Raw genomic sequence first — 25121 nt, forward strand, 5'->3', positions numbered from 1 at the left:
GGCGTCCAGTGCCTGCACCTGGCCGTCGGCTCCGTACCGGCCGTGCCGGTTCTGTTTCGTTAACTTTTTAGAATTCGATATTCCCTCTGTCAACGGAAAGTAGGAATATTATATTCCTTGCCGGGCAAGGCATCACTGGCGGCAGAGCGATTTTCTGGCCAGGATTATGGCTCCCGAAACCGCATCGCCGTCGGCCGGCTTCAGCCGTCGGCGGACGTCGGGAGCGAGCCATGGCTCAAGCGGGCTGGACAAACCTCCGAGCAGCGTAACCCGCGGCGCGCCATTTTCGAACAGCACCCGCACGAACGTGTCGATCTGCTCGGCAGCGCCCTGCACGATCCGCCGACCGGCCGGATCGCCCTGGTCGGCATGGCGGATCACCATGGGCGCCATTGCGGCATAGTCCGTCGCGCTGCCGCGGTCCATCCAGGCCACCGCCTCGAACGGATCGTCCTTGAAGCGCTGCAGCACCTCGGCCAGCAGCGCCGTCCGCTCATGCCGGCCGTCATGGGCACGCAAGGCAAGCTGCACTGCCTTCAGTCCGAGATCGGCGCCGCTGCCCTCGTCGGAAATCGGAAAACCGTAGCCGCCAACGCGCAGGTCGCGCCCTTCGACAAAGCCGAGCCCGATCGAACCGGTCCCGGCTATGACGATGGCGCCGTCTTGACCCGAATGCGCGCCAAGGCATGCCGCGATGCCGTCGCTGACGAAGTCGATACTCGCAAAGGGATGTTCGATGCCACGAAACGCCTCGAGCGCACCCTTACGGCCGATGCCGGCAACACCGATGCCGGCGCGGACCCTGGCGATTTCCGCCGCCGTGAACCCTGCCTCTTCGATCGCCGCGCCAAAGGCTTTGGCAATCGAGGCCCAGGCCGTCTCTATACCGAGCCGCGTTGTCGCCGGGCCCGACAGGCCGTGCCCGAGCACGGTTCCTGCCTCGTCTTCGATACGCGCCCGGCAGCCGGTTCCGCCGCCATCGACGCCCAGGAAATAATGCGGAGACGCCCCACCGGCACTCATTGCCTTATTCGTTCGATCTGGGCGCCACACAGGCGGAGCTTGCGGTCCAACTGCTCGTAGCCGCGGTCGAGATGATAGACGCGGTTGATCGTCGTCTCGCCCTCGGACACCAGCGCTGCCAGCACGAGCGAGACGGAGGCGCGCAGGTCGGTCGCCATCACTTGCGCGCCCTTCAGCTTCTCGCCTCCGCGCACCAGCGCCATGGTGCCTTGCAGTTTGATGTTGGCGCCGAGCCGCATCAGTTCGGGCACATGCATGAAGCGGTTCTCGAAGATAGTCTCGCGCAAAAGCGAAGCGCCCTCGGCACAGCACATCAACGCCATGAACTGCGCCTGGAGATCGGTCGGAAAGCCCGGATAGGGCTCCGTCGTTACGTCGACCGCCTTGAGCGGCCCGTCTCTCGAGACGATCAGCCCGCGGTCGCCCGGCCATATTTTCACACCGGCTGCTTCGAGCAGCTGGACGACGGATGCCATGTGCTCGAGCCGCGCGTGGGTCAGCTCGAGCTGACCGCCGGTGATAGCCGCTGCGACGGCATAGGTGCCCGCCTCTATCCGGTCCGGGATGATGTCGTGCGTGGCGGCGCGCCAGCCTGTGCTGCCCTCGATCAGGATGCGGTGCGTGCCGGCACCCTCGATCCGCGCGCCCATGGCGTTCAGGCAGGCGGCAAGATCGGCCACCTCCGGCTCGCGCGCCGCATTCAGGATCTCGGTTTCTCCCTTTGCAGTCGTCGCCGCCATCATCGCAGTTTCGGTCGCGCCGACCGACGGTGAACTCAAGACGATGCGCGCGCCTTTCAGTCCGCTCGGCGCAGACGCGACGATCAGTCCGTTTTCGATCGCGATATCGGCGCCAAGTGCCGCAAGTGCGGCGACATGCATGTCGACCGGCCGTGCGCCGATCGCGCAGCCGCCAGGCAGCGAAACCCGGGCATGGCCGAAGCGGGCAAGCAGCGGGCCGAGAACCAGCACCGTCGCCCGCATGCGCCTGACTGTATCGTAGCTTGTCTCCCTGGAGACGGCAGCACTGGTATCGATTGTGGCGGCATGCGCCGATCTGGTGACTTCGGCCCCATGAAGGCCGACGACGCCAAGCATGTTGTCGACATCCGTCACCTCAGGCAGGTTGGTCAGCTGCAGCGGATACGGGCTGAGCAACGCCGCCGCTATCTGCGGCAAGGCCGCGTTTTTGGCGCCGGAGATCGTCACCGCGCCCTCAAGCCTGTGTCCGCCGACGATCCGCAATTTGTCCATGGCTGTGACCTAATCCCGAGCTGCCGGCGAGTCTACGATCTTTCATGTCCGAATCGTCGACATGCCCGAAGGCTGGGCCGAAACCGCACCGGTCGAGATTTGATGGTTCATTCTTGGCTGTCAATCAGAGACGGAATAATTTATTCCTTGGCTTGGCATTGTCGATGACAGGCAACGGGGGAACGCATGTCCGTCCTGAAGAAGATCGAGGCCAAGCTCGAAGTCATGGCGCCCGGCGACCGCGAGATCGGGCGGTATATCGTCGATAATCCCGACCAGATGCTCCGCCTATCGACGGCGGGGCTTGCCGCCGAGATCGGCCGCAGCCAGTCGAGCGTCGTCAAGTTCAGCCAGAAGCTCGGCTATGCCAGTTATCAGGAGCTTAAGCTCGCCGTCAGCGAGGCCAAGTCGCAGGAATGGCACGTGCCGGCCGGCATGATCCACGGTTCGATCGAGGTCGGCGACAGCTATCTGGTCATCCTGCGCAAGCTGATCGGCAGCAAGCTTTTGTCGATGCAACAGACCGTCGCCGCCAACACCGAGCAGGAAATCGGCAAGGCCCTCGAAGCATTGAATTGTGCGCGCCGCATTCATTTGGCCGGCGTCGGCGCATCCTCGCTGGTGGCGCGCGACTTTTCCTACAAGCTGATGAAGCTCGGCCGCAACGTGCTGCACGACAGCGACAGCCATGTGCAAATGGCCAATGTCTCGACGCTTGGACGAGGTGACGTGCTGTTCGCGCTCTCCTATTCCGGGGCGAGCATCGAAACCCTGCGGATAGCTGAACTTGCCCGCAAACGTGGCACCACCGTTATCGCCGTCACCGGACTTCGCGACAATCCGCTGAGCCGGGCTGCCGACATTCGCCTCCACACGATCGCCGATGAAGAGCGCGCGCGCTCGTCATCGATAACCGCGCGTGATGCACAACTGACGCTAACCGACCTGCTGTTCATCCTGCTCGTGCAGAAACAGCCTGACGCCAACGAATACGTCCACAACAGCGAACTGGCCGTCTCGGTGCTGAAGGCTTAGCGGCCTTCGCAGTTTCGCGTAAAGGCACTCAGTCCTCCCTGCACGCCGCCAAGAGCAAGTTTCGACCTCTTTGGTGAAGTACTTTTCTTCAATGCGTCGCAACCGCTCTCCTCGTCAGGCGGCCAGGGAGTCCGCTGGCGGGCGCCGGTGGCCAATGCGGCGAACAAACAAATGTTGACAACAGCATCTGTTGTCTGAATATTGAAAGCCTTGAATTTGACGGGCCGGATAAACAATGGACGACCTTGGAGCACAGGAACAAGCGGTTCTCGACCTCATTGCGGCGAACCCATTCGCCGGCCAGCAGGACATAGCAACGGTGCTCGGCATCGCCCGCTCGACGGTCGCGGCCCACATCGTGCAACTCGTCAACAAGGGCTACATTCTCGGCCGTGGTTACGTCTTGCCGACGTCCAAGCGCATGGTCTGCGTCGGCGGCGCGGTGCTCGACCGCAAATACCACGCCAAGAAGGATCTGATCTTCGAGACGTCGAACCCGGTCGACGGCTATCGCAGCTTCGGCGGGGTTGCCCGCAACGTCGCCGAAAACCTTGCACGCCTCGGCGTCGACATAAGCTTCGTCTCGATCGTCGGCGACGATGAAACCGGCCGCTCGCTGGTGCGGCACCTGCGCGATCTTGGCGCCGATGTCAGTCAGGTCATCACCACCACGGAACGGCCGACGGCCGAATATGCGGCCATCCTCAACCGCAACAATGATCTCGTGCTCGGCATTGCCGACATGGAGATCTTCGATCTGTTTTCGTCGCCCTATCTCGACCGCTTCTGGCCGCATCTGGCATCAGCGACATGGGTGTTCATCGACTGCAATCTGCCGGCTGCGACCCTCGCAGCACTGATCTCGCGCAAGCAGGGCGCGCGCTTCAAGCTCGCCGTCGACACGGTCTCGTCGCCGAAATCAGCGCGGCTGCCGAAGGACCTGACCGGCATCGACCTTCTGTTCACCAACCATGACGAGGCCAGTACGATGCTCGGCATGACGGATGCCGACAAGCGGCTGACGCCGGAGGAGGCAGCGGCAGCGCTGCGCGCGGCCGGCGCTGGCGAGGTGATCGTGACCGTAGGCGCGCATGGATTTGCCGTTGCGACCGAGAGCGGTGTGACGACCATGCACTCCGTCCCGGCCCAGCCCGTCGACATCACCGGCGCCGGTGACGCGATGATCGCCGGCACTCTGTACAAGGTGCTTTCGGGTGAGCCGCTCGCTCATGCCGTGCGCACCGGCGCGCTGCTTGCCACGCTGACTACCGAGAGCGAATCCAGCGTCCATCCTGATCTGTCGCCGCGCTTCCTTGCCGCCGGCATGTACCGCATTCCTGCCTGAAAGCGAGATGATATGAAACCTTCCCTTGTCCACTTGAACGACGAAGTCGCTACCGCGCTTGATGAAGGCCGCGCGGTGGTGGCACTGGAATCGACTATCATCACCCATGGCATGCCCTATCCGGCCAATCTGGAAACTGCCCGTGGTGTCGAGACGGTGGTGCGTGAAAACGGCGCCGTGCCCGCCACGATCGCGGTGGTCGCCGGCAAGATTAAGGTCGGGCTCGATGATCGTGAACTGGAGCGGCTGGCGGCGGCAAAGGGCGTGGTCAAGGCGTCCGGGCGCGATCTCGCCGCCATCATGGTGCGTGGCGGCTCGGCCGGAACCACCGTCTCGGCGACGATGCGGATCGCCGCTTTAGCCGGCATCGGCATTTTTGCGACCGGCGGTGTCGGCGGCGTGCATCGCGGCGCCGAAGCCACTTTCGATATCTCCGCAGACCTGACCGAACTCGGCCAAACCGGCACGACCGTCGTCTGCGCCGGAGTTAAGTCGATCCTCGATATTGCGAAGACGCTGGAATACCTGGAGACCCAGCGTGTACCGGTTATCGCATACCGGAGCGACGATTTTCCGGCCTTCTATACCCGCTCCAGCGGGCTCAAGGCCGATCATCGCCTCGACACGCCCGACGAGATCGCGCGAGCCATGCTGCTGCATGACGTGATGGAATCCGGCACCGGCATCCTCGTCGCCAACCCTATCCCCGAAGCGGATGCGCTCGATCCGGCGTTCATCGACGGCACGATCGCAGCGGCCGTGGCTGAGGCCGAGAAGCGCGGCATCGGGCGCAAGGAACTAACGCCGTTTCTGCTCGCCCGCATCAACGAGCTTTCGCAAGGCCGCAGCCTGAGGGCCAACATCGCGCTGGTCCGCAACAACGCCGCGCTCGCCGCCCGCATCGCGGTGGCGCATGCGGAATTGAAGAGCGCGACCAGATAGACGCAGTACCCGGCCAGCGCTACCGGCCTTCGATTTCAGCCCGGCGCGAGGTCGAAGATGCGCCCGGCATTGAGGATGTTGTTCGGGTCGAAGGCTGCTTTCAAGCGGCGCATGGCTGCGATCTCGGCATCGCTGCGCACCAGATGCAGCCATTCCTTCTTGTCGAGGCCGATGCCATGTTCGGCCGAAACGCCACCGCCAGCGCCGGCGACACCGCGGTAGACGACGCTGTATGCGGCCGCCGGATCCACGGTGCGGACCTGATAATGCAGATTGCCGTCGCCGAGATGGCCGAAGACGTAGATGTCTGCGCCCCAGTCGATGGCCTTGATGGCGACTTCTGTTTCGCGCAGGAAAGTCCCCATTTTCGCCAGCGGGATGCTGACATCGACGCCAATCAGGCCTGCCATCGAAAACAGGAAACGGTTGGCCTCTTCTCGCACCGCCCAGAGCGCCCGGAATTCGCGCGGCGATTGCGAGACGACCACATCGTCGATCACGCCATCTTCAACCGCCTGCATCAGCACCGCGGCAAAACGTTCGCCGTCGCGGTCGGGCTCGCTGCCCTGTATCTCGGCAAGCACATAGACGGGCGAGCCGGCGGGCAGCGGCGCCGGCGCCTCCATTCCGGTGATCATGGCGCCATAGAGCGGTGCGAAATTCACCTCATAGGCCGACAGCAAGGGCCCGAGCTTCCGCATGAGCAGCGCAAGCAACGTGATCGCTGCGTCCAGCGAAGCAAGCGCGCAGAAGGCGTTGATCTCGGTGGCTGGCTTCGGATGCAGCCGCAGGCATGCGCGCGTGACCACGCCGAGCGTGCCCTCGCTGCCGATGAACAATTGGCTGAGGTCGTAGCCGGAGTTGTCCTTCGCCAAACCCTTGAGCGAGGTCAGGATACTGCCGTCGGCAAGCACCGCTTCCAGGCCAAGCACCTGCGCCCGGTACATGCCGTAGCGCAGCACGCGCATGCCGCCGGCATTGGTGGCGACATTGCCGCCGACGGTCGCCGTGCCGCGCGCTCCGATGTCGACGCCGAACAGCAAGCCGGCCTCATCGGCGGCGTCCTGCACCGTTTGCAGCGGCGCGCCGGCCTCGGCGATGATGGTCGCCGCCTCGCGGTCGAGAGCTTCAACGGAAGTCATGCGCTCCAGCGACAGCACAGCTTCGCCGGGTTGGATGCGAGCGCCGCCGGCGAGCCCGGTCCGGCCACCCTGGATCACAAGCCTCTGCCCCGCCTCATTGCAGAGGCGCAGTATGTCCGACACCTCGCCGGCAGTGCGCGGTCGCAGCACGACCTCCGGCCGCGCACCGGTCTTGCCGTCGGGGTCTTCCCTGTAACGCGGCCCGGCCTCATCGGCCGAGACGATCGCCGACCGGACCAGCCGACCCTCAAGTCGCGACAGAAGCTCGGCGGTTCGCGAGGAGAGGGCGCTCACGGATGCTATTGGCGCGCAGATAGCGATGCGACGCACGCGAAGACCGGCGAGGATTGCAGGAGCGGCTTGACGCGAATTTCGCTGGAAAGAAAAAGTGCGGAAAACCCGCCAAAAATACAGTCAGTTGCTGTCGCCATGCGCCGCTCCTGTAACAGGTCGACCATAGGCGCGGACCGCGTTTTGTCAAACTATGGCAGTTGGTGACGGGTGGCTCGACGCCTCCGCCTCGGCGCGGACCAGCTTGATATCGGCGGTCGCCGCCCATACTCCGATATCCGCACGGCGCAAGGCCGCAGCCATCATGTCCGGAAACAGATCCGGCGTGCAGGCGAAGACGGGAATACCAAGGGCTGCTACCGAGCCTGCCATTGTGGGATCGTAGCCGGGCCGGCCCTGATCAGTCAGCGCCAGAAGCACGACGACATTTACGCCGGATCGAACCAGCGCTGCCAGTCGCCTCAGCAGTTCCTGGCCATCACCGCCTTCATAGAGGTCGGTGATCAGCACCAGATGCGACTTGGTGGGCCGTTCGATACGGTCGGCGCAATAGGCGACCGCCTGATTGATGTCGGTGCCGCCGCCAAGTTGCACGCCGAACAGCACCTCGACGGGATCGCTGAGCTCTTCGGTCAGGTCGACGATCGCCGTATCGAAGCAGACAAGCTTCGTGCGCACAACCGGCAGCGAGGCCATCATCGCCGCGAAGATCGAGGCGTAGACCACCGAGCTTGCCATCGAGCCGGACTGGTCGACGCAGAGAACGACCTCATCCAGATCGACAAGCCGGCGCTGCTTGCGCATGAAGCCGACCAGTTTCTCCGGCACAATGGTCTTGTGCTCGGGTTGATAGTGGCGAAGGTTCGCCGAAATAGTGCGCTGCCAGTCGATATCGCGTGCACGCGGGCGGTTGGTTCGTCTCGATCGATCGAGCGCGCCGCGTATCGCCTCGGCAGTCTTCTGCTCCAGCTTCTGCATCAGCTTGGCGACGATATCGGCAATGATCGTCCGGGCAATGTCCTTGGTCTTGGCCGGCATGACCGAGCGCAGCGAAATCAGGTCGGCGACGAGATTGACGTCCGCCTCGATCGCCTTGAGGAATTCCGGTTCCATCAGCATCTGCTTCAAGTCCAGCCGTTCGAAGGCGTCCTTCTGGACGATCTGGACGACCTGCGCCGGAAAGAAGGAGCGGATGTCGCCCATCCATTGCGCGACGCGCGGCGCCGACCGGCCAAGGCCGCCACGCCGCTTGCGCGGGTCGGCAGAAGCGGCGCTAACGCCGTCGCCATAGAGAGCGTCGAGTGCCGCCGAAAGCCGTTTGTCGTCGCTGGAAAGTGCCCCAGACGTTTCGTCATCGGCGCCGATCGCCAGTCGCCAACGGCGCTCCCTTCCGCCATCGGCAGTGAGCGGGCCGGGTTCGTTCATTTCGGCCTCGTCATCCATTGCCGGTTTCTCCGTTGAGCAATGGTCCAAGCAGCCCCAGGTGCCGGCGCCATGCCTCGCCGCCATCCGGCGTCGGCGTCAGGCCAGCCGGCAAGCGCGCGGCGCGGCCGAGGACCGCTTCGATCAGCCGGCGGCGTTCCATGCTGTCCAGATTGGAAAAGACCCGGCGCAGCAACGGCAGGTGCGCGATGAAAGCATCTTCGTCCAGGGATCTGAGCCACCCATCGACCGCACCGCGCAGACCCTCGTCATAAATCAGCCGTTGACCGGCTGTGCTGAAGAAGCCTTCGAAGAACCCGGCCGCTTCAGTGACAGGCGTCCCCGGTGACAGGCGTCGCCCGAGCAGCCCGGCAGCGGCTTCGGCGGACAGGCGACCGGCTTCATACAGCAGGTGTGCGGCGCACCCGGCCAGCAGCGCCGTCGACCGTGACGCCTCCAGCACGGCCGCCAGCCCGTTGCGCCATCCGTCCAGCACGTCTTGGCCGGGTTCGACCAGCCTGATCGCCTCACTGGCCTTGCGCATCGCACCAACCAGTGTCGCGGCGGCCTGCTCATCCAGATCGCGCGCAGCATAGGGAAGCGCGATCGCACCTTCGACGATCAGCCGCTCCATGAGGCCGGACAGCCGGTCCGTTTGCGTTTTGCGGGCCTCGCCGTAGCGGACAATGTCGGCGAGCGGCGGCACCGACGCCAGGATCTCCAGGCATTCACTGCGGCGCGCCGCGCGTGCCTCCAACGCCGTGAGGCCGGCAGTAGATGCTTCCGGCAAGTTTGCCGTGATGGCGCTCTGGACCAGTGCCGCAAGCGTATCGAGCGTCGCCGCAGCATTGATCATCTGGATCAGGCGACCGTTGGCAGCCTTTTCGATGGTCGGACCGTAAATCAGGTTCTCGACCAGACGAACGGCATATTCCGGTTCCCACGCTAGGGTCCACCGCTCGCGGAAGGTGCCACGGCTGCGACCGGCATCGGTCAGTCTGCCCCAATGCACACCGAGCACGTTCAGCCGATGCAGCAATGTCGAGCGGAACAGCCCGCTTTCGCTTCGCAGGTCGACCGACAGTTCCCGTTCCAGCGCCTCAGGCTTCAGGCGCGCCGCCCTCTGGTTACGCTGGAGATCCTCGATCAGCGGCGCCAGCGGTGTGTCGGGCGGAATTTCCCCGACGTCCGAACCCAGAAGCAGCTCGGCCTCGACCAGCCCCCACAGCAACGCTTCGCCATTGAAGAGGGCGGCGGTCGCGGCGTCGCGCAATTCCTCAAATCCGGGTTTCGGTCGTTCGCGAATCGCGGCAAGCGTCCGGGCGAGCCGCTCCGCTTCGATCAGCGAGGCGGTCGAGATCAGGTGACCTTTCGCCCGCAGCACGGCGGCGATCGTCGCAAGCCACAGGGTCGCCGCATCGCGCCGGCCGCGCGTGCGCCAGAGATGCTTGCACCAGCCCGGTGCGACGACGCCCGCGCCATAGCCGTATTCCAGCGCCAGACGCGGTCCCGTCCATGGCGCCCATGTCATTGTGGTCTTGCGCCGCGCAATTCCCTTGATCAGGACCTGATCGTTTTTTTGCGTGTGGGTGGTCTGCAGCGCCGGCACATGCCATGCCCCGCAGACGACGGCGATCGGCCCGTCGAACTCCTTGCGCGCCGCGGCGATTTCGAGCCGCATATGCGCCTCGCGTTTTGCTTCGAGCTGCGCGATCGGACCCTCGCCATCCCGCAGTGTCGTCATCGCATCGGCGATGGCGGCAAATATGGGGCCGGGTTCCGGGTTCTGTTCAATGATGTCCGACCACCAGCTTTCGCCATCCTCATAACCGGCGGCGTGCGCCAGCATGGCTATCGGATCACGCGGTAGCGGAGCCGCGTCACCATTCTCGGGGGCTTGGATAGCTTCGGTCGCATCGGCGTCCTCCGCGCCACCGATCGCAGCAGTGGTGAATCGTGCCGATGACGGCAGGTCGATAAACTGCAACGTCGCCTTATTGCCCACAGCCCAAAGCGCCGCCTGGTATTCGGGCGAGAACTCGGCGAAAGGCCAGAAGCTTGTCGAAGCCGGATCCTCCTCCGGATAGCAAAGGAGCGCCACCGGCGGCTGCATTTCGGGGCGGGCCAGCATGGGCAGAAGCTCAGAGGCGTCGATCGGCCCCTCGATCAGCACGGCGACCGGGTTCAAATCCTGCAGTGCCTGCACCAGGCTGTCGGCGGAACCCGGCCCGTGATGGCGTATCCCGAAATAGGCAATGTCGCCGTGGCCCATGGCGTCAGATCGCTGCGTTCAGCGCCGCGTAATAGCCGGCATAGTCGGGCCGCTTCTTGAGCACCGTTTCCAGATATTCCTCCAGCACCACCTTGTCCTGCACCGGATCCTTCACGATCGCGCCGACAAGGCTGGCGGCGAGACCTTCGGCGCCGAGCTTGCCGCTGTCGAACCACGCCGCCTGGCTGAGCCCGCCAACCATGGTGGCGATCGCTTCTGCGGTCGACAGCGAGCCGGAAGGCGTCTTCAGCGTCACCTTGCCGTCGGCAGTCGCGCCGGAGCGCAATTCGCGGAAGATGGTCAGCACACGGGCGATCTCCTCGCCGACGTTTTTCGGTACCGGCAGGTCGAGGCCGCCAGCCATCTCATCGACCCGTTTGGAGACGATAGCCACCTCTTCGGCCATGTCTTCCGGCAATGGCAGCACCACGACATTGAAGCGACGCTTGAGCGCCGAGGAGAGCTCGTTGACACCTTTGTCGCGGTTGTTTGCCGTGGCGATAATGTTGAAGCCGCGCTGGGCGTAGATCGAGGTGTTCAATTCCGGGATCGGCATCATCTTTTCGGAAAGCACGGTGATCAGCGTGTCCTGCACGTCCGAGCCCATGCGGGTCAGTTCCTCCAGCCGGCAGAGCTTGCCGTTCTGCATGGCTCGGTAGAGCGGCGTCGGCACCAACGCTTCCTGGCTCGGGCCCTTTGCCAGTAGCTGCGCATAGTTCCAGCCATAGCGGATCTGGTTCTCGTCGGTGCCGGCCGTGCACTGCACGATCAGCGTCGAGTCGCCCATGATGGCGGCGGCAAGATGTTCCGAGACCCAGGACTTGGCGGTTCCGGGAACGCCGAGCAGCAAGAGTGCTCGGTCGGTGGCGAGCGTCGCTACCGCGGTTTCCATCAACCGGCGGCGACCGACATATTTTGGCGTTACCAAGGTGCCGTCACCGGCCTTCCCGCCTAGCAGATAGGTCAGCACAGCCTGTGGCGACAGGCTCCAGCCGGCAGGCCTCTGCCGGTCGTCATCGCGCGCCAGCGCCTGCAATTCCGAAGCGTAGGCCTGCTCGACCGGGAGGCGGATGGCTGCGTTCATTTTGCGGTTCTCCGGATTGGTCATGTGTTGGTTCCAGGCCCCGCCAGTGATGCGTTGAGACGTAGAAGCCCGAGTGAAGGAGCCGCGGGCGGCACGCCCGCCTCGACCATGTCGTCGATCAATTTCGCTGCCGTGGTCGCGGTGGCAAGGAAGCCGATCGTCTCCAGTACATCGTCGAGACCCCGCCGCGCGGCGTCGTCTTTTCCGCCGGCGGCGGAACGCAGTGCGGCGAGCGCCTGTCCATTCGTCAGGTCGTCCCATTCCAGCCAGTCGGCATCAATGTCTTCCGCCAGGTTGATCATGCCAAGATAAGTCGTCTCCTTGAGGATCAGCCTGATGAGGACACGCTTTCTGCGGCTGTCCAGGCGCGGCATGAGGTGAAGCACGAACAGCGCCGGTTTGCCGCCTTCGGCGATAAGCGTATCCGCCATCTGCGTAAGGGCGGCTTCGCTCCCTGAAGCGGCGACCATTCGTGCGATCAGGATGTCGGCTTTATTGTCGGCGCCGAATTGCCAGCCTCCTATGAATTCGGCTTCCGTAGTGTTGAACCGTTCGGTAAGGTCGACGAGGTTGCATATCTCGAACAGTTCGGCGCGGCGTTGCTCCTGCGCTTGGGATTTTAGTTTTGCCGGAGTGTAGATCGTCCGGCGGCGGATGAAGCCCGATCTGCCTTCAGTGATAAGGGCGGCGAGCTCGGCTACGGGATCGTCCGGTCCACCGTCGCTCGGGCGAACGTGCTCTCCTAATCTTGCCAGCAGCCGGCCAGCCAGTTCGCGCACCTTGCCGGACCTGTCGGCGGAAAGGCTTTTCAGGAAAGGCGCGTCCTCGGCACTCAGGCCGAAGCGCATAAGCTCGACCAGCGCAAGCCTGACTTCCGCCGGTTCGCCCGACGCCTTGGCTTCGATCAACATTCGAGCCGATGTCGGGTCGGTACGGCGCATATCGGCAAGGGCCAAGCGTCGCGCGGCGGGATAGAACTCATCCCAGTTTTCTGCAGTCAGTTTCTCTCGTGGGGCATGTCTTTCCCCGTCCATGCTTGCTTGCCAGTCTACCCATGGTGCGTAGACGTCAGGACAGTTCTGATCCGAGGGCATCCAGTCCATGGGATGGAGCACAAAACTGCGGCTGGCGACGAGCGCCGCCACGCGTGTCTTTCGCCTCGCGTCGGCGGCGTGCTTCAGAGCGGCTCTCAACAACGGGCGAAATCGTGCCGGCAGAATGGGCAGGGCAAGTCTGGGTAGCGGCGGACGACGCTTGAGTGTCGTCGGCGCGGCCGGCCGCAGCGCGACGTCGAGCGCTTGTGCTGCGATAGCCAGCAGCCGGCGCTCCTGTTCGTCGGGACTTGCACCGCCGGCGATTGCCTTCCATCCGGCCGGAGCCAGATCGAACGTAGCACCGCCGGCGATCCAGCAATCGCGCATTGCCGCCAGGCCTGTTTGCTCGCTTTCGTTCACGCCAGATCAAGCCTCCCAAACTCGCTTTGCGCCGCCAGAAGCTCAAGCCGGGCGCCATTCCAGAGCGCTGCCGTGGCCGCAAGGTCGAGGCCGAGCAAGGTTTGATCTACCGCGCCGGCGATCGGCAAGGCGATCCCCTGCGGTTCATCCTCCGCCTGCCACCATGCCGTGCCCCGATCGTCGAGCAGGATAGCGCCGGGCGGCAGCATGAGGGGACAATCGGCGATCCAGGGCGCGGCGTCCTGATGGGAAGCATGCGTGGCGAGCGGATCCTTCGCGGTGCCAAAAGCAAAATCGGGCCACGCGCCGGGCGCAACTTCCCCAGTGTGCTCCGCCACCAGGGCGCGGAGCGGCATGCGTGATGGATAAAACACCAGTCGGGCATTGAAACGGTCGCCTGGTGCAAACGCGTTGGACCGGCGCCCGGCCGAAGCCGGGAAAAAGTCGAGCAGCAAGGCAAATTGCGGGGTGGCGCTCTTCAAATCGAGCAGCCAGGTCGAATGGCTGACCAGACCATTGCGGCGGCTCTCGATCTTCTCGCCGAGAACTTCCCAGAGGCTTTCAACCTGTCTTGCATCCGGACTGCTGAGAACCAGTTCGCGGGGTTCAGACGTCGATACGAGGCGCTTCAGCTCGGGGTCGTCGGGCGCCGCCCGCCACGCCTTGGCCAGCAGCACGAGCTTGCCGAGCTCGCGGATTGCCGCATCAGACCGTTCCTCGCTGCGCAGCCCCATCAGCCGCGACGGAATCTCGTCGATACGGCCGGCGAGCGCGGCTGCCTTCATATCGACCAGCCGCCCAGCAATCCGCCGGCAACGGTCGCTGCTGGCGTCGACAAACCCGGACAGACCGAGCCGTAACTGGTCGGCAATCCACTGGTCAAGCTCATCGAGCCCAGCCGACACTGCTTCTCGTGTGCTTTCCGCCCGCTTGCGCTGCGCCGCCTCGCGACGCTCGAGCGCCGCGATGTCTTCAACGGCGGTGCTCTCGTCGGCTTGTGCGGCTTCGCCAATGCGCTTGGCTTCCGCGCCGGGTACCGGTTGCGCCGGCTGTGGCGTTGTCTTCCTGCGTCGGCCAAGCCAGTCATTCACCCATTCCGGCGTGCTATTGGCAGCGGCAAAACTGGCTGGCGCGGTGGCGGCAATCCACATCAGGGCCAGCGTGTGCTTGCATGGGAATTTGCGCGAGGGACAGGTGCATTTGTAGCCGTGATCACCCGTGTCGACCACCACTCGATAAGGATTGGAGCCGGAGCCCTGGCATTCGCCCCAGATGAGCGCCTGCTGCTCATGCTTTTCGAGCCGCGGCCAGTTCGTTCGTTTGGTGAGCTTGGAGGCGGCGCTCAGCGACGCCTGATCGGGAGCAAGCGCCTCAATGGTTTTCGGATCGAATTCCAAGCCGCGTTTCCCCCCGCCCCGACACAGTATAGATAGCGGTTTGTAAAGAATTATTATAGCTCTGGCATGGTGAAGATCGGCATGCCTTGGCCCTGTTTGATGGGCCAGGACATGCCTCAGACGCAATATAGTATCGACTGTTATTCGGCAGACAGAACGGGCTTTGATAGCCGGCGGCCTAGGCGGAAGCGTTCAGGCTCTGCCCGTCAGGAACTCGATCACCATTGCCGCGGTCCAGGTGAAGCGGCTGCCGCCGAGCGGCTCGCCGCTGAGCGGATCGTAATATTCGGCAAAGCCGCTCTTGGCGATCAGGTCGAGACTGGACTGGGTGATCCGTTGTGCGATTTGGCTGTGGCCGGCGGCGGCAAGGCCGTCGGCGATCATGTAGTTGACCACCAGCCAGACTGGGCCGCGCCAGTAGCGCTTGGCATCGAAGCGGGGATCATCGAGCTCATGCGAGGGGACGATGTAACGGGCTTTGCCAGCGATGCGCTCGATCGTTGCAGCGATGGCCGCTGCCCGGCTTTCCGGAATGGCCGAAAACACCGGCAGAATGCCGCCGACCGATGCGCTGTCAACGTGCTTTCCGGCCACTCGGTCGAAACAAATGTACTGGCCATGTGTGTCGCTCCACAGCCGTTCCATCGTCGAAAGCCCCTTTTCGGCACGGGCGCGGTTGGCTTCTGCGATTTCGGTTTCGCCAAGTGCCTCGGCGAGATCGGCAAGATCGGCGGCGGAACGGATCAGGATGGCGTTGAAGCCGGGATCGACGACCTGGAATGGCGAGGCATCGTGCAGCCGGGCGTTGTCCCAGCCAAGCCCGCGGAAATGCTGCAGCAGCCAGATATAGCGGTCATACTGTGGCTTGGTTGGACGATGCGCCGGATCGGCGTGCAGGATGTCGCGGCGGGTGTAGGGCTCGACGCCTTCGGTCGGCACGCGCTCGAACGCCTCGTCCCAGTCGATCGAGTTGTCGCGGCCGGACTCCCATGGGTGGATTATGGCGACCAGCCCTTCGCCGTTCGGGTCGCGATTTTCGTAGAACCAGCGGTGCCAGGTATCGATTTTTGGCAAGAGCGCACGGGCGCGCTCGGCCGCCAGTTTCTTGTCCTTTGCCCGGTCGAACAGGCGGCGCACGGCAAAGCCGGCGACCGCCGGCTGGGTGATGCCCGAGGTGGCGGTCGGGCGGTCCGTTCGCCAGACCTCCGGTCCGGGGAAATAGCCGTCGCTCCAGACATGGAACACGATGTGCGGCACCATGCCGTCAGGCCACTGGTGGGCGAACAGCGTGTCGATCTCGGTCCAGGCCCGAGCCTCATCGTAGTGGGCAAGACCGAGCGCGGTCAGGCAGGAATCCCAGTTCCACTGGAACGGGTAGAGGCCCTTGGTCGGTATGGTGTAGGTGCCGTGGTCGTTTTCCCTGAGCACCTCGACGGCGCGGGCGATGGTTTCGTCGACAGCAAGAGATATCATGGGAGCATTCGTACTTTCAGGATCGAAGGGGCGTGGGGGATCAAAGAGCTTTGGTGGTTTCGGGATCGAACCAGCGGATGCGGTCGGGTTTGGGCGAAAGCCGCAAGTGATCGCCGACGGCGACCGTGGCATTCGATTCGAGGATGGCGCGGAACAGGCCGCCCTCGACATCGCAGGTGACCAGCGTGTGCGGTCCGAGCGGCTCGACAACGCGCACGGTGGCGTGCAGCCCTTCGCTGCCGGCGTCGACATCCTCGGGGCGAATGGCGAATTCTATCGTCGGCTTGTCGGATTTGGGGCCAGGCAGCGTCAGCCCGGCGACGGTCCAACTGCCATCTGCCGCCTTCGTCGCCGGGATGAAATTCATCGGCGGGTTGCCGATGAAGGAGCCGACGAAGCGTGCGGCCGGATTGCGATAGACCTCTACCGGCGAGGCGGCCTGGACGATATGGCCCTGATGCATGACGGCGATGCGGTCGGCTAGGCTCATCGCCTCGACCTGGTCGTGGGTGACGTAGATGGTGGTGGTCTTTGACGCCGCCAGCACGCCCTTGAGCTCGGCGCGCATTTCGAGCCGCAGCAGCGCATCGAGGTTCGACAGCGGCTCGTCCATCAGGATCACGTCCGGCTCCATCGCAAGTGCCCGAGCGACTGCCACGCGCTGGCGCTGGCCGCCGGAAAGCTGGCCCGAATAGCGCTTCAAAAGCTGCTCGATATGCATGAGCTCCGCGGTGCGGTTGACGCGCCCCTCGACCTCCTGCTGCGGCAGCTTCTTCATGCGCAGGCCGAAGGCGATGTTCTCGAATACGGTCAGGTGCGGAAAGACGGCGTAATTCTGGAACACCATGGCGATGCCGCGCTCGCGCGGCGGCAGATGGTCGACGCGGCGGCCGCCGATCCAGACCTCACCCTGGCTCGGCGTCTCCAAGCCGGCGACGATCCTGAGCAACGTCGTCTTGCCGCAGCCCGAGGCGCCAAGCAGCACCATGAATTCCTGGTCGGCGATGGTCAGGTCGATCGAATGCAGCGCGGTGAAGCCGCCGAAACGTTTTGCGACCTGCTTGATGGCGATCTCAGCCATCGGCGTTCTCTTTTGTGCGCGTCATCGGTTGGCGATCCCCCACATGGCGAACAGATATTTGCGAACGGCGAAGATGAAGATCAGCGCCGGAATGACCAGTGCCGCGCCACCGGCGAATTTGAGATAGAGCGGCGATTCGCCGAGGCTCTGCAGCAGGAAGGCGGTCAGCGTCCGGTTCTCGATGGTGAGCACGGCGGCGGCAAACACCTCGTTCCAGGAGATGGTGAAGGCAAAGACCGCCGAGGCCGCGATGCCGGGCAGTGCCAGCGGCAGGATGACCTTGCGAAACGCCTGCAGGCGGGTGCAGCCGAGCGTCCACGCCGCTTCCTCGAGCTCTACTGGAATGCCTGAGAACAGCGAAAAGGTTATCAGCACCGCGAAGGGCAGCGCCAGCGTGGTGTGGACCAGCGCCAGCCCGATGGCGGTGTCGTCGAAGCCGGTGCGGATGAACATCACCGCCAGCGGTAGCGCCAGCAGCGGCAGTGGGAAGGCGCGGGTCATCAGCACGAGGAAACGGAACGCTTCCTTACCCGGGAATTCGAAGCGCGACAGCGCGTAGCCCGCGGGTGCGCCGAAGCCGATCGAGAGGAGCATCGTCAGCGTGGCGACGAGAACGGAGTTCCACAGCGCCTTGGCGACACCGGCGAAATTGATGAAGAAAGAAAGGCTGCCGAAATCGAATGACGGGAAGAAGCGCTTGGGAAAGGCGGTCACCTCTTCCGGCGACGACAGCGCGTTGACGATCAACAGATAGATCGGCAGCAGGACCCAGACGCAAAGCAGGATGACGGTTGCGACCAGCAACCAGTTGCCGGCTTTGCGGGCCTCAGGCGCGGCGATCGAGAGCTCCGCGACGGTGCTCATATGCGAGCCTCCTTCGGCACACGCAGCACCCGCAGGAAGAACAGCGTGAAGCCGATCGAGATGGCGAGGATGAACAGCGCCATGGCGGCGGCGACATTGCGGTCCTGCAGCGTGAACTGCCAATTGTAGGTCTCGCCCATCAGCACCGGCAGATTGGTGCCGCCGAGTGCTGCAACCACGGCAAAGACCTCAAAGGCAAGGATGACGCGCAGGATGATCGCCGTCTGCAGGCTTGGGCGCAACAGAGGCAGCGTGATCTTGATGAGGCGCTTCCACGGGCTAGCGCCGAAGACCTCGGCTGCCTCGTAATATTCCCGGGGGATCAGCCCCATGCCGGCGACCAGAATGACCATCATGATGGCGGTCGCGCGCCAGATCTCGGCCAGCGCCACGGCAATGAAGATCGTCAGCTTGCTCTGGTAACCGAGGAACATGACCGGCCTGTCGATGACGCCGAGATTGGAGAGCAAGGTGTTCAGGAAGCCGGACTGGTCGAAGATGGCGAGCCAGATCAGCCCGGCGGCGAGATCGGAGATGCCGAGCGGAATAGCGAAGATGTAAAGCGCGGCGCTGCGCCCGGTTTCAAGCCGCGACACCACCGTTGCCATCAGCAGCGCCATGACCAGCTGGATGGGCACGACGACGGCGCTGAGAAGCAGCGTGTTGCGAACAGTGACCGGAAACTTCCAGCTGCCCGCCATGGTGCGGAAATTGTCGAGCGTAAAGCCGCCGTCGCGGGTGAACGCCTCGAAGCCGACCAACACGAACGGATAGAGGAAAAAGACACAGAGGAACAGCGTCGCCGGCATCAGCAGCAGATAGGGCAGGGCCTTGCCATGCATGGAGCGCTCTCTATTCGATGCTTGAAAAGGGGTGGGCGCCCGGCGCGCTGAAAAGTCCGGACGCCCGGGGAGGATTCTTAATCGACCGGGCAGGCGCCTTGCGAGGGCTTGTCGGGCGCCCAGCATGGCGCCTTCACCTGGTCGATGATCGTCTTCAGCGCCGTCGCCTGTTCGTCGAGCACGCCGTGCACATCCTCGCCGCCGAGCACGATGCGCTCGAAGCTGTCGGTGTAGATCTGATTGAACTTGCCGCCGAGGCCGCCAAGTCCCATCGGCAGCAGCGCCGGCAACGCATCGGGAGCTCCGGTCATGGTGGCGATCACTGGGCTGAAGGCCTTCACCGAGGCCGGCATGTCATCGGGCAGCTTGACGTCGACGATGGGGAAGAAGTTTGTCGCCTTCAGCGTCGCGATCTGAGTTTCCGGTTTCAGCATATAGGCGACCAGTGCCTTGGCCTTGTCCATGTCAGGCGAGGTCTTCGGGATAGCGACGCCGGCCACCACCGGCATGTAGCCGCGGCCTGCCGGGCCGGCCGGCGCCGGGAAGGCGACGAACTCGTCGGGTTTCTGGTTGAAGGCGTCGGCGAGGCGCGCCACGTGGTCGAATGCCACCCAGACTTCGCCGGTCAGCAGCGGCTCCTGCATGAAGGCATAGTTGGTCGAGTTCGGGTTGGTGTATTGCCACAGTTCCTTGAACTTGTTCCACGCCGTCTCGGCCTCCGCCGAGCGGAACTTGGTCACCATCGAGCCGGTATACGATGGAAGGAGAAAACCCTCGAAGAAACGGTGCTTCAGCCCTTTTGGACCGGCCGGAAAACCGAATTTGGGTGAGCCGGTCTTTTCAGCGATGTTTTTCGCCCACTCGATCAGCTGGTCATAAGTGATGGCGTTGAGATCGGTGCCGGCCGGCAGATATTGCAGCGCCTGCTTGTTGGCCACCATCAGAAAGGTGGCCTGCATCCATGGCAGGTACTTCTGCTCGCCCGTGCCGAGCATGCCGAGCTTCTTGTAGGCATCGTTCACCTTGACGCCGCCGAGATCTATGCCGGACAGATCGACAAGGTTGGCGCCGACGATGGAGAAATCTCCGTGCAGGCCGCCGAGCACGCCGATGCTGCCGGAGCCCGCCTGCAGCTCGGCTTGCAGTCGGGTGAGCCAAGGCCCGTCCTCGGCGACCTGATAGTCGACCTGGCCGTCAAACCCCTTCAGCACTTCGCCGCGCATTTTCTGCGTCTCTTCCACGGGTCGCGCCTGTGTCGACCAGAACAACACCTGCTGGGCTTGTGCTGCGCCGGCAGCAAGCGACAGCGCCAGCACGGCGCCTGCCAATATCCTCAAAGCATTCATCGTCATCTTCCTCCCTGGGTTGCGCCGCGAAGCGGGCATCAGTTCTGTCCTGTGGGTACCGAGCCATGGCTTGCCCGCGACACGAGTGTCGGCCGGACCAGTCGCGTCAGCGGCGCCGCCGGCCTGTTGCCGATGACAGTCAGCAGCATTTCGCCGATCTCGCGCGCGCACTGCCGGATCGAAGCGTCGAAAGTGGTCAACCCCGGCGGCGCATAGGCGGAGGCGGCTATGTTGTCGAAGCCGATCACCGAAAGGTCGCGAGGAATGGCAAGTCCGGCGCGCCTCGCCTCTTCCATCACCGTCAGCGCCAGCTCGTCGAACAGCGCGATAATCGCCGTCGGCCGCTCGGTGGCGTGCAGAAGCCGGTTGATTGCCTGGATGCGGGCACCGCGATCGAAACGCGGCGCCGTCGCCACATCGAGCCTGACGGACTGATCGCCCCGGCGCGCAATCGCGGCAGCGAGCCCGTCCTGTCTGAGATGGCGAAATGTCATCGGCTCGGAAATCGTCACCAGAGCGAAATGGCGGTGTCCGAGATCGTAGAGCATGTCGAAGGCCTCGCCGAATGCGTGCGCGCCATCGGTATCGAGCCAATGGTAGGCAAAGTCGCCGTCGAGCAGCCGGCCATGCGCGACGAACGGGAAATTGCGTTGGCGCAGATAGGCGAGCCGCTCGTCGACCTCGGCGATGCGGGTGACGACAACGCCATCGGCGCGGCCGGATTCGACAACATGGCGAAGCACGGAAAGTTCTGACTGGCCCTGCGCCGCTGCGGCCAGGATCAGGTCGGAGCCGTGCGGAACCAACCCTTCGCCGAGCCCGGTGACGAATTCGCCGAGGAAGGAATCGACCAGATTGGGGCCGCGGATCGGCAGCACCATGCCGACAAAACCGCTGCGGCCGGAGACCAGCGTGCGGGCTGCCGTGTTCGGCACATAGCCGGCCTGGCGCGCGGCCTCGGCGACGCGTTGGCGCGTTCTCAAGGCGATCTGCTCGTGGCCGGCAAGCGCGCGCGAAACGGTGGTAATCGACAGGTCGAGCTGCGCAGCAAGTTCCTTGAGGGTGGTAACGCGGGGCGGCATCGTTCCTCCCGAACGGAGTTTGAAACGTTTGTAATATGCCCAAGCGAAATTGCAAACGTTTTAAATGCGCATGGTCGGTATTGTTTCTTGCCCGTTGGCTCGCGTGGCTCCTGTTCGGCCCCGACCGGCTGGCTCCCGGACAGCGATTTAAACGCAGCGGTTGCTTGACTCGGGCGATACCTTGTGAAAAATTTTGCAGCAACTGATAAAAATATCAAAGGGCGGAAATGGTTGGTTTTGGCAACGGCCTGCTGCGCGACGATGAGACAGGCATGGCGGCCCGTGCCGCCTGGCTTCACTATGCCGGCGGCCTGACCCAGTCGGAGGTCGCCAAGCGGCTCGGCCTGACCAGCCTCAAGGCGCATCGCCTCATCACGAAGGCCAATCAGGAAGGCCTGGTCAAAGTCTACATCGACGGCGAAGTCTCAGAATGCGTGGAACTCGAGGACGAGTTGTCCGGCCGTTACGGTCTCGACTATTGCGAGGTAGTTCCGGACTTCGATGCCGAAGACCTGCCGCTCAAGGCGCTCGGCATCGCCGGCGCGCAGTTTCTCAAGCGCGAGATCGAACGCGGCGAAGAGGCGCTGATCGGCGTCGGCCACGGCCGCACGCTTGCCGCCTGCGTGGAATATCTGCCGCGCATATCGGCCGGCAGGATCCGTTTCGTCTCGCTGCTTGGCGGCCTGACGCGCAAGTTCTCGGCCAATCCGCATGACGTCATCCACCGCGTCGCCGAGCGGACTGGTGCGGAGGCCTATGTGATGCCCGTACCGATGTTCGCCAACACGGTCGAGGATCGAACCGTGTTGCTCGGGCAGAAAGGCGTCAGCGATGTCTTCGACCTCGCCAAGTCCGCCGACTTGCTCATCGCCGGCATCGGCACCGCCGAGCGTGAGGCCTCGCTTGTCGCCACCGGTATGATCGAGAAGGGCGAGATGGAGGAGATCCGCCGCAATGGCGGCGTCGGCGAACTGCTCGGCCATTTCTTCGACGATGCCGGAAAGGCTGTTGCGACGACGCTTTCCGACCGGGCGCTGGCACTGGCGCGCGAAGACATCAGCAACCGCAGGATTGTCGCCGTCGCCGGCGGCAAGGTGAAGGTTCGCGCCATCAAGTCAGTGCTGGAGGGCCGCTATCTCAAAGGCTTGATAACCGACGAGCGGACGGCGCGATCGCTCGTAGAACAGACGCCGGTCGGGTAGCCGGCAACCATTTCGTTGAAACTACCCTGTGGAGGAGAAGAGAAATGCATGAGAAAGAGAAAGACCTCATCGACGCGTTCCTGCGTGGACAAGTCGACCGCCGTGGGCTGATCAAGGGCCTCGGTGCAATGGGCCTTGCCGCCAGCACCGCCGGCACCCTGCTCAACCTCGGGCAGACCCGCGCCCTGGCGGCTGATTTCGACTGGCAGGCCCATAAGGGCAAGACCATCAAGCTGCTGCTCAACAAGCATCCCTACGCCGATGCGATGATTGCCGACCTCGACAACTTCAAGCAGCTGACCGGCATGGAAGTCGTCTACGACGTATTTCCGGAAGATGTCTATTTCGACAAGGTCACCGCGGCACTGTCGGCCAGCTCGCCCGAATACGATGCCTTCATGACCGGCGCCTACATGACCTGGACCTACGGTCCGGCCGGCTGGATCACCGACCTCAACGAATGGATCAAGGATCCGGCCAAGACCAACCCGAAATATGCCTGGGACGACTTCCTGCCTGGCGTCAGGAGTTCTTGCGCCTGGAACGGGCAGCCCGGCGGCGTGCTCGGGTCGGAAGACGCCAAGCAATGGTGCATTCCGTGGGGCTTCGAGCAGAACAACATCACCTACAACAAGGGCATGTTCGACAAAGTCGGCGTCAGCGTTCCCGGCAATATGGATGAGATGGTAGCTACGGCAGCGAAGCTCACCAAGGACGTCGGTGGCGGTGTCTACGGCATCGGCGTGCGGGGCTCGCGCTCCTGGGCGACGATCCACCCAGGCTTCCTGTCGGCTTACGCCAATTTCGACCAGAAGGACCTGAACGTCTCGGCCGACGGCAAATTGTCGGCCGCGATGAGCACCGCCGAATCCAAGGCTTTCCACAAACAGTGGGTCCAGATGATCCAGGAGAGCGGCCCCAAGGACTGGTCGACCTACACCTGGTACCAAGTCGGCACCGATCTCGGTGCCGGCGCCTCGGCGATGATTTTCGACGCCGATATCCTCGGCTACTTCATGAATGGCGGCGACAACAAAATGGCCGGCAAGCTCGCCTTTTCCGCTTTCAAGGCCAATCCCGCCGCCAAGGCACCGACGCCCAATATCTGGATCTGGTCGCTGTCGATGTCCAATTTCTCGAAGGACAAGGACGCCACCTGGTACTTCATGCAATGGGCATCCGGACCCGAGCACGGTCTGTTCGGTGCGACCAAGATGGACTTCGTCAATCCGGTCCGTCAGTCGGTCTGGAACGACCAGATGTTCCGCGACAAACTGAACAAGAGCTATCCGGGTTATGTCGAGATGTTCGACGTGTCGGCGCCAGGCGCCAGCATCAAGTTCACTCCGCAGCCGCTGTTCTTCGATCTCACCACCGAATGGGCGGCGACGCTGCAGAAGATGGTGGCCAAGGAAGTGCCAGTCGACGAGGGCCTCGACAAGTTGGCCGAGAGCATCAACGGCCAGCTCAAGGAAGCCGGGCTCGGCTAAGCCGCGGCCAGGGCTGGCCCGTCCCGCGGGCCAGCCTTTAGGATGTGACACGTTTGCGAAGCGGTGCCGAGCGGTACCGCCTGCTCGCCCGACCGGCCGCCTTGCTCCCTTGGGCGGCCGGGACGGCGAAGCAACAGGATGACGGAGCAGCAGATGACTGCGGCGACAACACAAAGAAACAGGCCGTCGGGCTTCAGGATCAGCAAGCGGGTGCTGCCCTATCTCCTCAGCTTGCCGGCCCTGCTGGTCTGCATCGGCATCCTGATCCCGTTCTTCACATCGGTGGTCTATTCTTTCCAGCGCTACCGATTGAGCCAGCCTTGGGCGCGGCAGTTCAACTGGGGCGACAACTACATCTCGTTCTTCACTGACCCGAAGTTCTGGAACACGCTGCAGGTGTCGCTGCTCTACGCCGGCATCACCGTTGGGCTCGAGCTGCTTCTCGGTCTCGGCATCGCCATGCTGCTGCAAAAGCGCTCGACGCTGAACAACTTTATCTCGATCATGCTGTTGATGCCGCTGATGACCGCGCCGGCGCTCGCCGCGCTGATGTGGAAGCTGATGACCAATCCCGGCTTTGGCGTGCTCAGCTATCTCGCCAGCCTGATCGGGCTGCAGGATTTCCGCTGGGCCTCGTCCCCGTCGACGGCACTGCTCACCGTCGTGCTTGTCGACATCTGGGTCTACACGCCGTTCATCATGATCCTGCTGCTTGCTGGCCTGCGCAGCCTGCCCACGCAGCCATTCGAGGCGGCAGCACTCGACGGCGTGCCGAGGAGCTTCGTTTTCTTCCGCATCACCCTGCCGATGCTGACCCCCTATATCCTGACGGCGACATTGTTCCGCCTGCTCGATTCCATCCAGCAGTTCGACATCATCTATGCCATGACGCAGGGCGGTCCGGGCGATACGCTGACCGTGTTCCAGGTTGAGGCTTATCTCAACTTCTTCCAGTCGACCAATGTCGGCCGCTCGGCAGCGCTGATGATCATTCTGTGGGCGATCACCTATTTCCTCTCGAATATTTTCATCAAGAACTGGCTGCGGCTCCGCGAACGCGCCCGCGGACAGGCATAGGAGG

At 63.6% G+C, this 25121-nt stretch carries 21 protein-coding genes; 6 read left to right on the forward strand and 15 right to left on the reverse strand.

Going from position 1 to position 25121, the window contains the following annotated elements:
• Window positions 1-132: 132 nt before the first annotated feature.
• Together NKJ40_RS10400 and murA are read right to left on the reverse strand one after the other, a co-directional pair.
• Window positions 133-1023 (reverse strand): glucosamine kinase nucleotide-binding domain-containing protein, encoded by an 891-nt coding sequence (locus NKJ40_RS10400; RefSeq protein WP_352466012.1) that lies wholly within the window; start codon window positions 1021-1023, stop codon window positions 133-135.
• The gene (gene murA / locus NKJ40_RS10405) at window positions 1020-2276 is read right to left on the reverse strand and encodes a UDP-N-acetylglucosamine 1-carboxyvinyltransferase (RefSeq protein WP_352466013.1); all 1257 of its coding nucleotides are present in this window, start codon (window positions 2274-2276) and stop codon (window positions 1020-1022) included. Before murA ends, NKJ40_RS10400 begins: the two co-directional genes overlap by 4 nt.
• Window positions 2277-2462: 186 nt before the next feature.
• On the opposite strand from murA, the gene NKJ40_RS10410 reads away from it, so the two are divergent.
• The 3 genes from NKJ40_RS10410 to NKJ40_RS10420 all read left to right on the forward strand — a co-directional run bounded on the left by NKJ40_RS10410 (window position 2463) and on the right by NKJ40_RS10420 (window position 5598).
• Window positions 2463-3311 (forward strand): MurR/RpiR family transcriptional regulator, encoded by an 849-nt coding sequence (locus NKJ40_RS10410; protein WP_352466014.1) that lies wholly within the window; start codon window positions 2463-2465, stop codon window positions 3309-3311.
• A gap of 235 nt (window positions 3312-3546) precedes the next feature.
• Window positions 3547-4656: a carbohydrate kinase gene (locus NKJ40_RS10415; RefSeq protein ID WP_352466015.1), complete on the forward strand. Its 1110-nt coding sequence runs from the start codon at window positions 3547-3549 to the stop codon at window positions 4654-4656.
• 12 nt (window positions 4657-4668) lie between these two features.
• The gene (locus NKJ40_RS10420; RefSeq protein WP_352466016.1) at window positions 4669-5598 is read left to right on the forward strand and encodes a pseudouridine-5'-phosphate glycosidase; all 930 of its coding nucleotides are present in this window, start codon (window positions 4669-4671) and stop codon (window positions 5596-5598) included.
• Between the two features lie 35 nt (window positions 5599-5633).
• Here NKJ40_RS10420 and NKJ40_RS10425 read toward each other — a convergent pair whose 3' ends face one another.
• The 13 genes from NKJ40_RS10425 to NKJ40_RS10485 all read right to left on the reverse strand — a co-directional run bounded on the left by NKJ40_RS10425 (window position 5634) and on the right by NKJ40_RS10485 (window position 21348).
• Window positions 5634-7034 (reverse strand): FAD-binding oxidoreductase, encoded by a 1401-nt coding sequence (locus NKJ40_RS10425; RefSeq protein WP_502903699.1) that lies wholly within the window; start codon window positions 7032-7034, stop codon window positions 5634-5636.
• Window positions 7035-7039: 5 nt separating this feature from the next.
• Window positions 7040-7171: a hypothetical protein gene (locus NKJ40_RS10430; RefSeq protein ID WP_352466017.1), complete on the reverse strand. Its 132-nt coding sequence runs from the start codon at window positions 7169-7171 to the stop codon at window positions 7040-7042.
• A 46-nt stretch (window positions 7172-7217) separates the two neighbouring features.
• A complete protein-coding gene (locus tag NKJ40_RS10435) occupies window positions 7218-8474 on the reverse strand; it encodes a VWA domain-containing protein (protein WP_352466018.1) in 1257 nt (418 codons plus the stop codon).
• Window positions 8467-10725 (reverse strand): DUF5682 family protein, encoded by a 2259-nt coding sequence (locus NKJ40_RS10440; protein WP_352466019.1) that lies wholly within the window; start codon window positions 10723-10725, stop codon window positions 8467-8469. Before NKJ40_RS10440 ends, NKJ40_RS10435 begins: the two co-directional genes overlap by 8 nt.
• A gap of 4 nt (window positions 10726-10729) precedes the next feature.
• Complete coding sequence (locus NKJ40_RS10445) at window positions 10730-11809, reverse strand: ATP-binding protein (protein WP_352466020.1); 1080 nt, start codon at window positions 11807-11809, stop codon at window positions 10730-10732.
• Window positions 11810-11829: 20 nt separating this feature from the next.
• Window positions 11830-13263, reverse strand: a complete 1434-nt coding sequence (locus NKJ40_RS10450) for a DUF5691 domain-containing protein (protein ID WP_352466021.1) — start codon at window positions 13261-13263, stop codon at window positions 11830-11832.
• Entirely contained in the window at window positions 13260-14660 is a 1401-nt protein-coding gene (locus NKJ40_RS10455; RefSeq protein WP_352466022.1) for an SWIM zinc finger family protein, read from the reverse strand. Before NKJ40_RS10455 ends, NKJ40_RS10450 begins: the two co-directional genes overlap by 4 nt.
• A gap of 192 nt (window positions 14661-14852) precedes the next feature.
• Window positions 14853-16133 carry an amylo-alpha-1,6-glucosidase gene (locus tag NKJ40_RS10460; protein ID WP_352466023.1) on the reverse strand — a complete coding sequence of 427 codons (1281 nt, stop codon included), beginning with the start codon at window positions 16131-16133 and terminating at the stop codon, window positions 14853-14855.
• Window positions 16134-16173: 40 nt separating this feature from the next.
• Window positions 16174-17214, reverse strand: a complete 1041-nt coding sequence (locus NKJ40_RS10465) for an ABC transporter ATP-binding protein (RefSeq protein WP_352466024.1) — start codon at window positions 17212-17214, stop codon at window positions 16174-16176.
• Window positions 17215-17235: 21 nt separating this feature from the next.
• Window positions 17236-18078: a carbohydrate ABC transporter permease gene (locus tag NKJ40_RS10470; RefSeq protein ID WP_352466026.1), complete on the reverse strand. Its 843-nt coding sequence runs from the start codon at window positions 18076-18078 to the stop codon at window positions 17236-17238.
• Window positions 18075-18920: a carbohydrate ABC transporter permease gene (locus NKJ40_RS10475; protein WP_352466027.1), complete on the reverse strand. Its 846-nt coding sequence runs from the start codon at window positions 18918-18920 to the stop codon at window positions 18075-18077. Before NKJ40_RS10475 ends, NKJ40_RS10470 begins: the two co-directional genes overlap by 4 nt.
• A 77-nt stretch (window positions 18921-18997) precedes the next feature.
• On the reverse strand, window positions 18998-20266 hold the full coding sequence (locus tag NKJ40_RS10480) for an ABC transporter substrate-binding protein (protein ID WP_352466028.1): 1269 nt from the start codon (window positions 20264-20266) through the stop codon (window positions 18998-19000).
• Between the two features lie 38 nt (window positions 20267-20304).
• Window positions 20305-21348 (reverse strand): substrate-binding domain-containing protein, encoded by a 1044-nt coding sequence (locus NKJ40_RS10485; protein WP_352466029.1) that lies wholly within the window; start codon window positions 21346-21348, stop codon window positions 20305-20307.
• A 227-nt stretch (window positions 21349-21575) separates the two neighbouring features.
• On the opposite strand from NKJ40_RS10485, the gene NKJ40_RS10490 reads away from it, so the two are divergent.
• The 3 genes from NKJ40_RS10490 to NKJ40_RS10500 all read left to right on the forward strand — a co-directional run bounded on the left by NKJ40_RS10490 (window position 21576) and on the right by NKJ40_RS10500 (window position 25117).
• A complete protein-coding gene (locus NKJ40_RS10490; protein ID WP_023676028.1) occupies window positions 21576-22550 on the forward strand; it encodes a sugar-binding transcriptional regulator in 975 nt (324 codons plus the stop codon).
• A 44-nt stretch (window positions 22551-22594) separates the two neighbouring features.
• Window positions 22595-24040 carry an ABC transporter substrate-binding protein gene (locus NKJ40_RS10495; RefSeq protein WP_352466030.1) on the forward strand — a complete coding sequence of 482 codons (1446 nt, stop codon included), beginning with the start codon at window positions 22595-22597 and terminating at the stop codon, window positions 24038-24040.
• A gap of 153 nt (window positions 24041-24193) precedes the next feature.
• Complete coding sequence (locus NKJ40_RS10500; RefSeq protein ID WP_352466031.1) at window positions 24194-25117, forward strand: carbohydrate ABC transporter permease; 924 nt, start codon at window positions 24194-24196, stop codon at window positions 25115-25117.
• Window positions 25118-25121: the final 4 nt, after the last annotated feature.

The organism is Mesorhizobium sp. M0119 (assembly GCF_040322615.1).
Classification (GTDB): Bacteria; Pseudomonadota; Alphaproteobacteria; order Rhizobiales; family Rhizobiaceae; genus Mesorhizobium.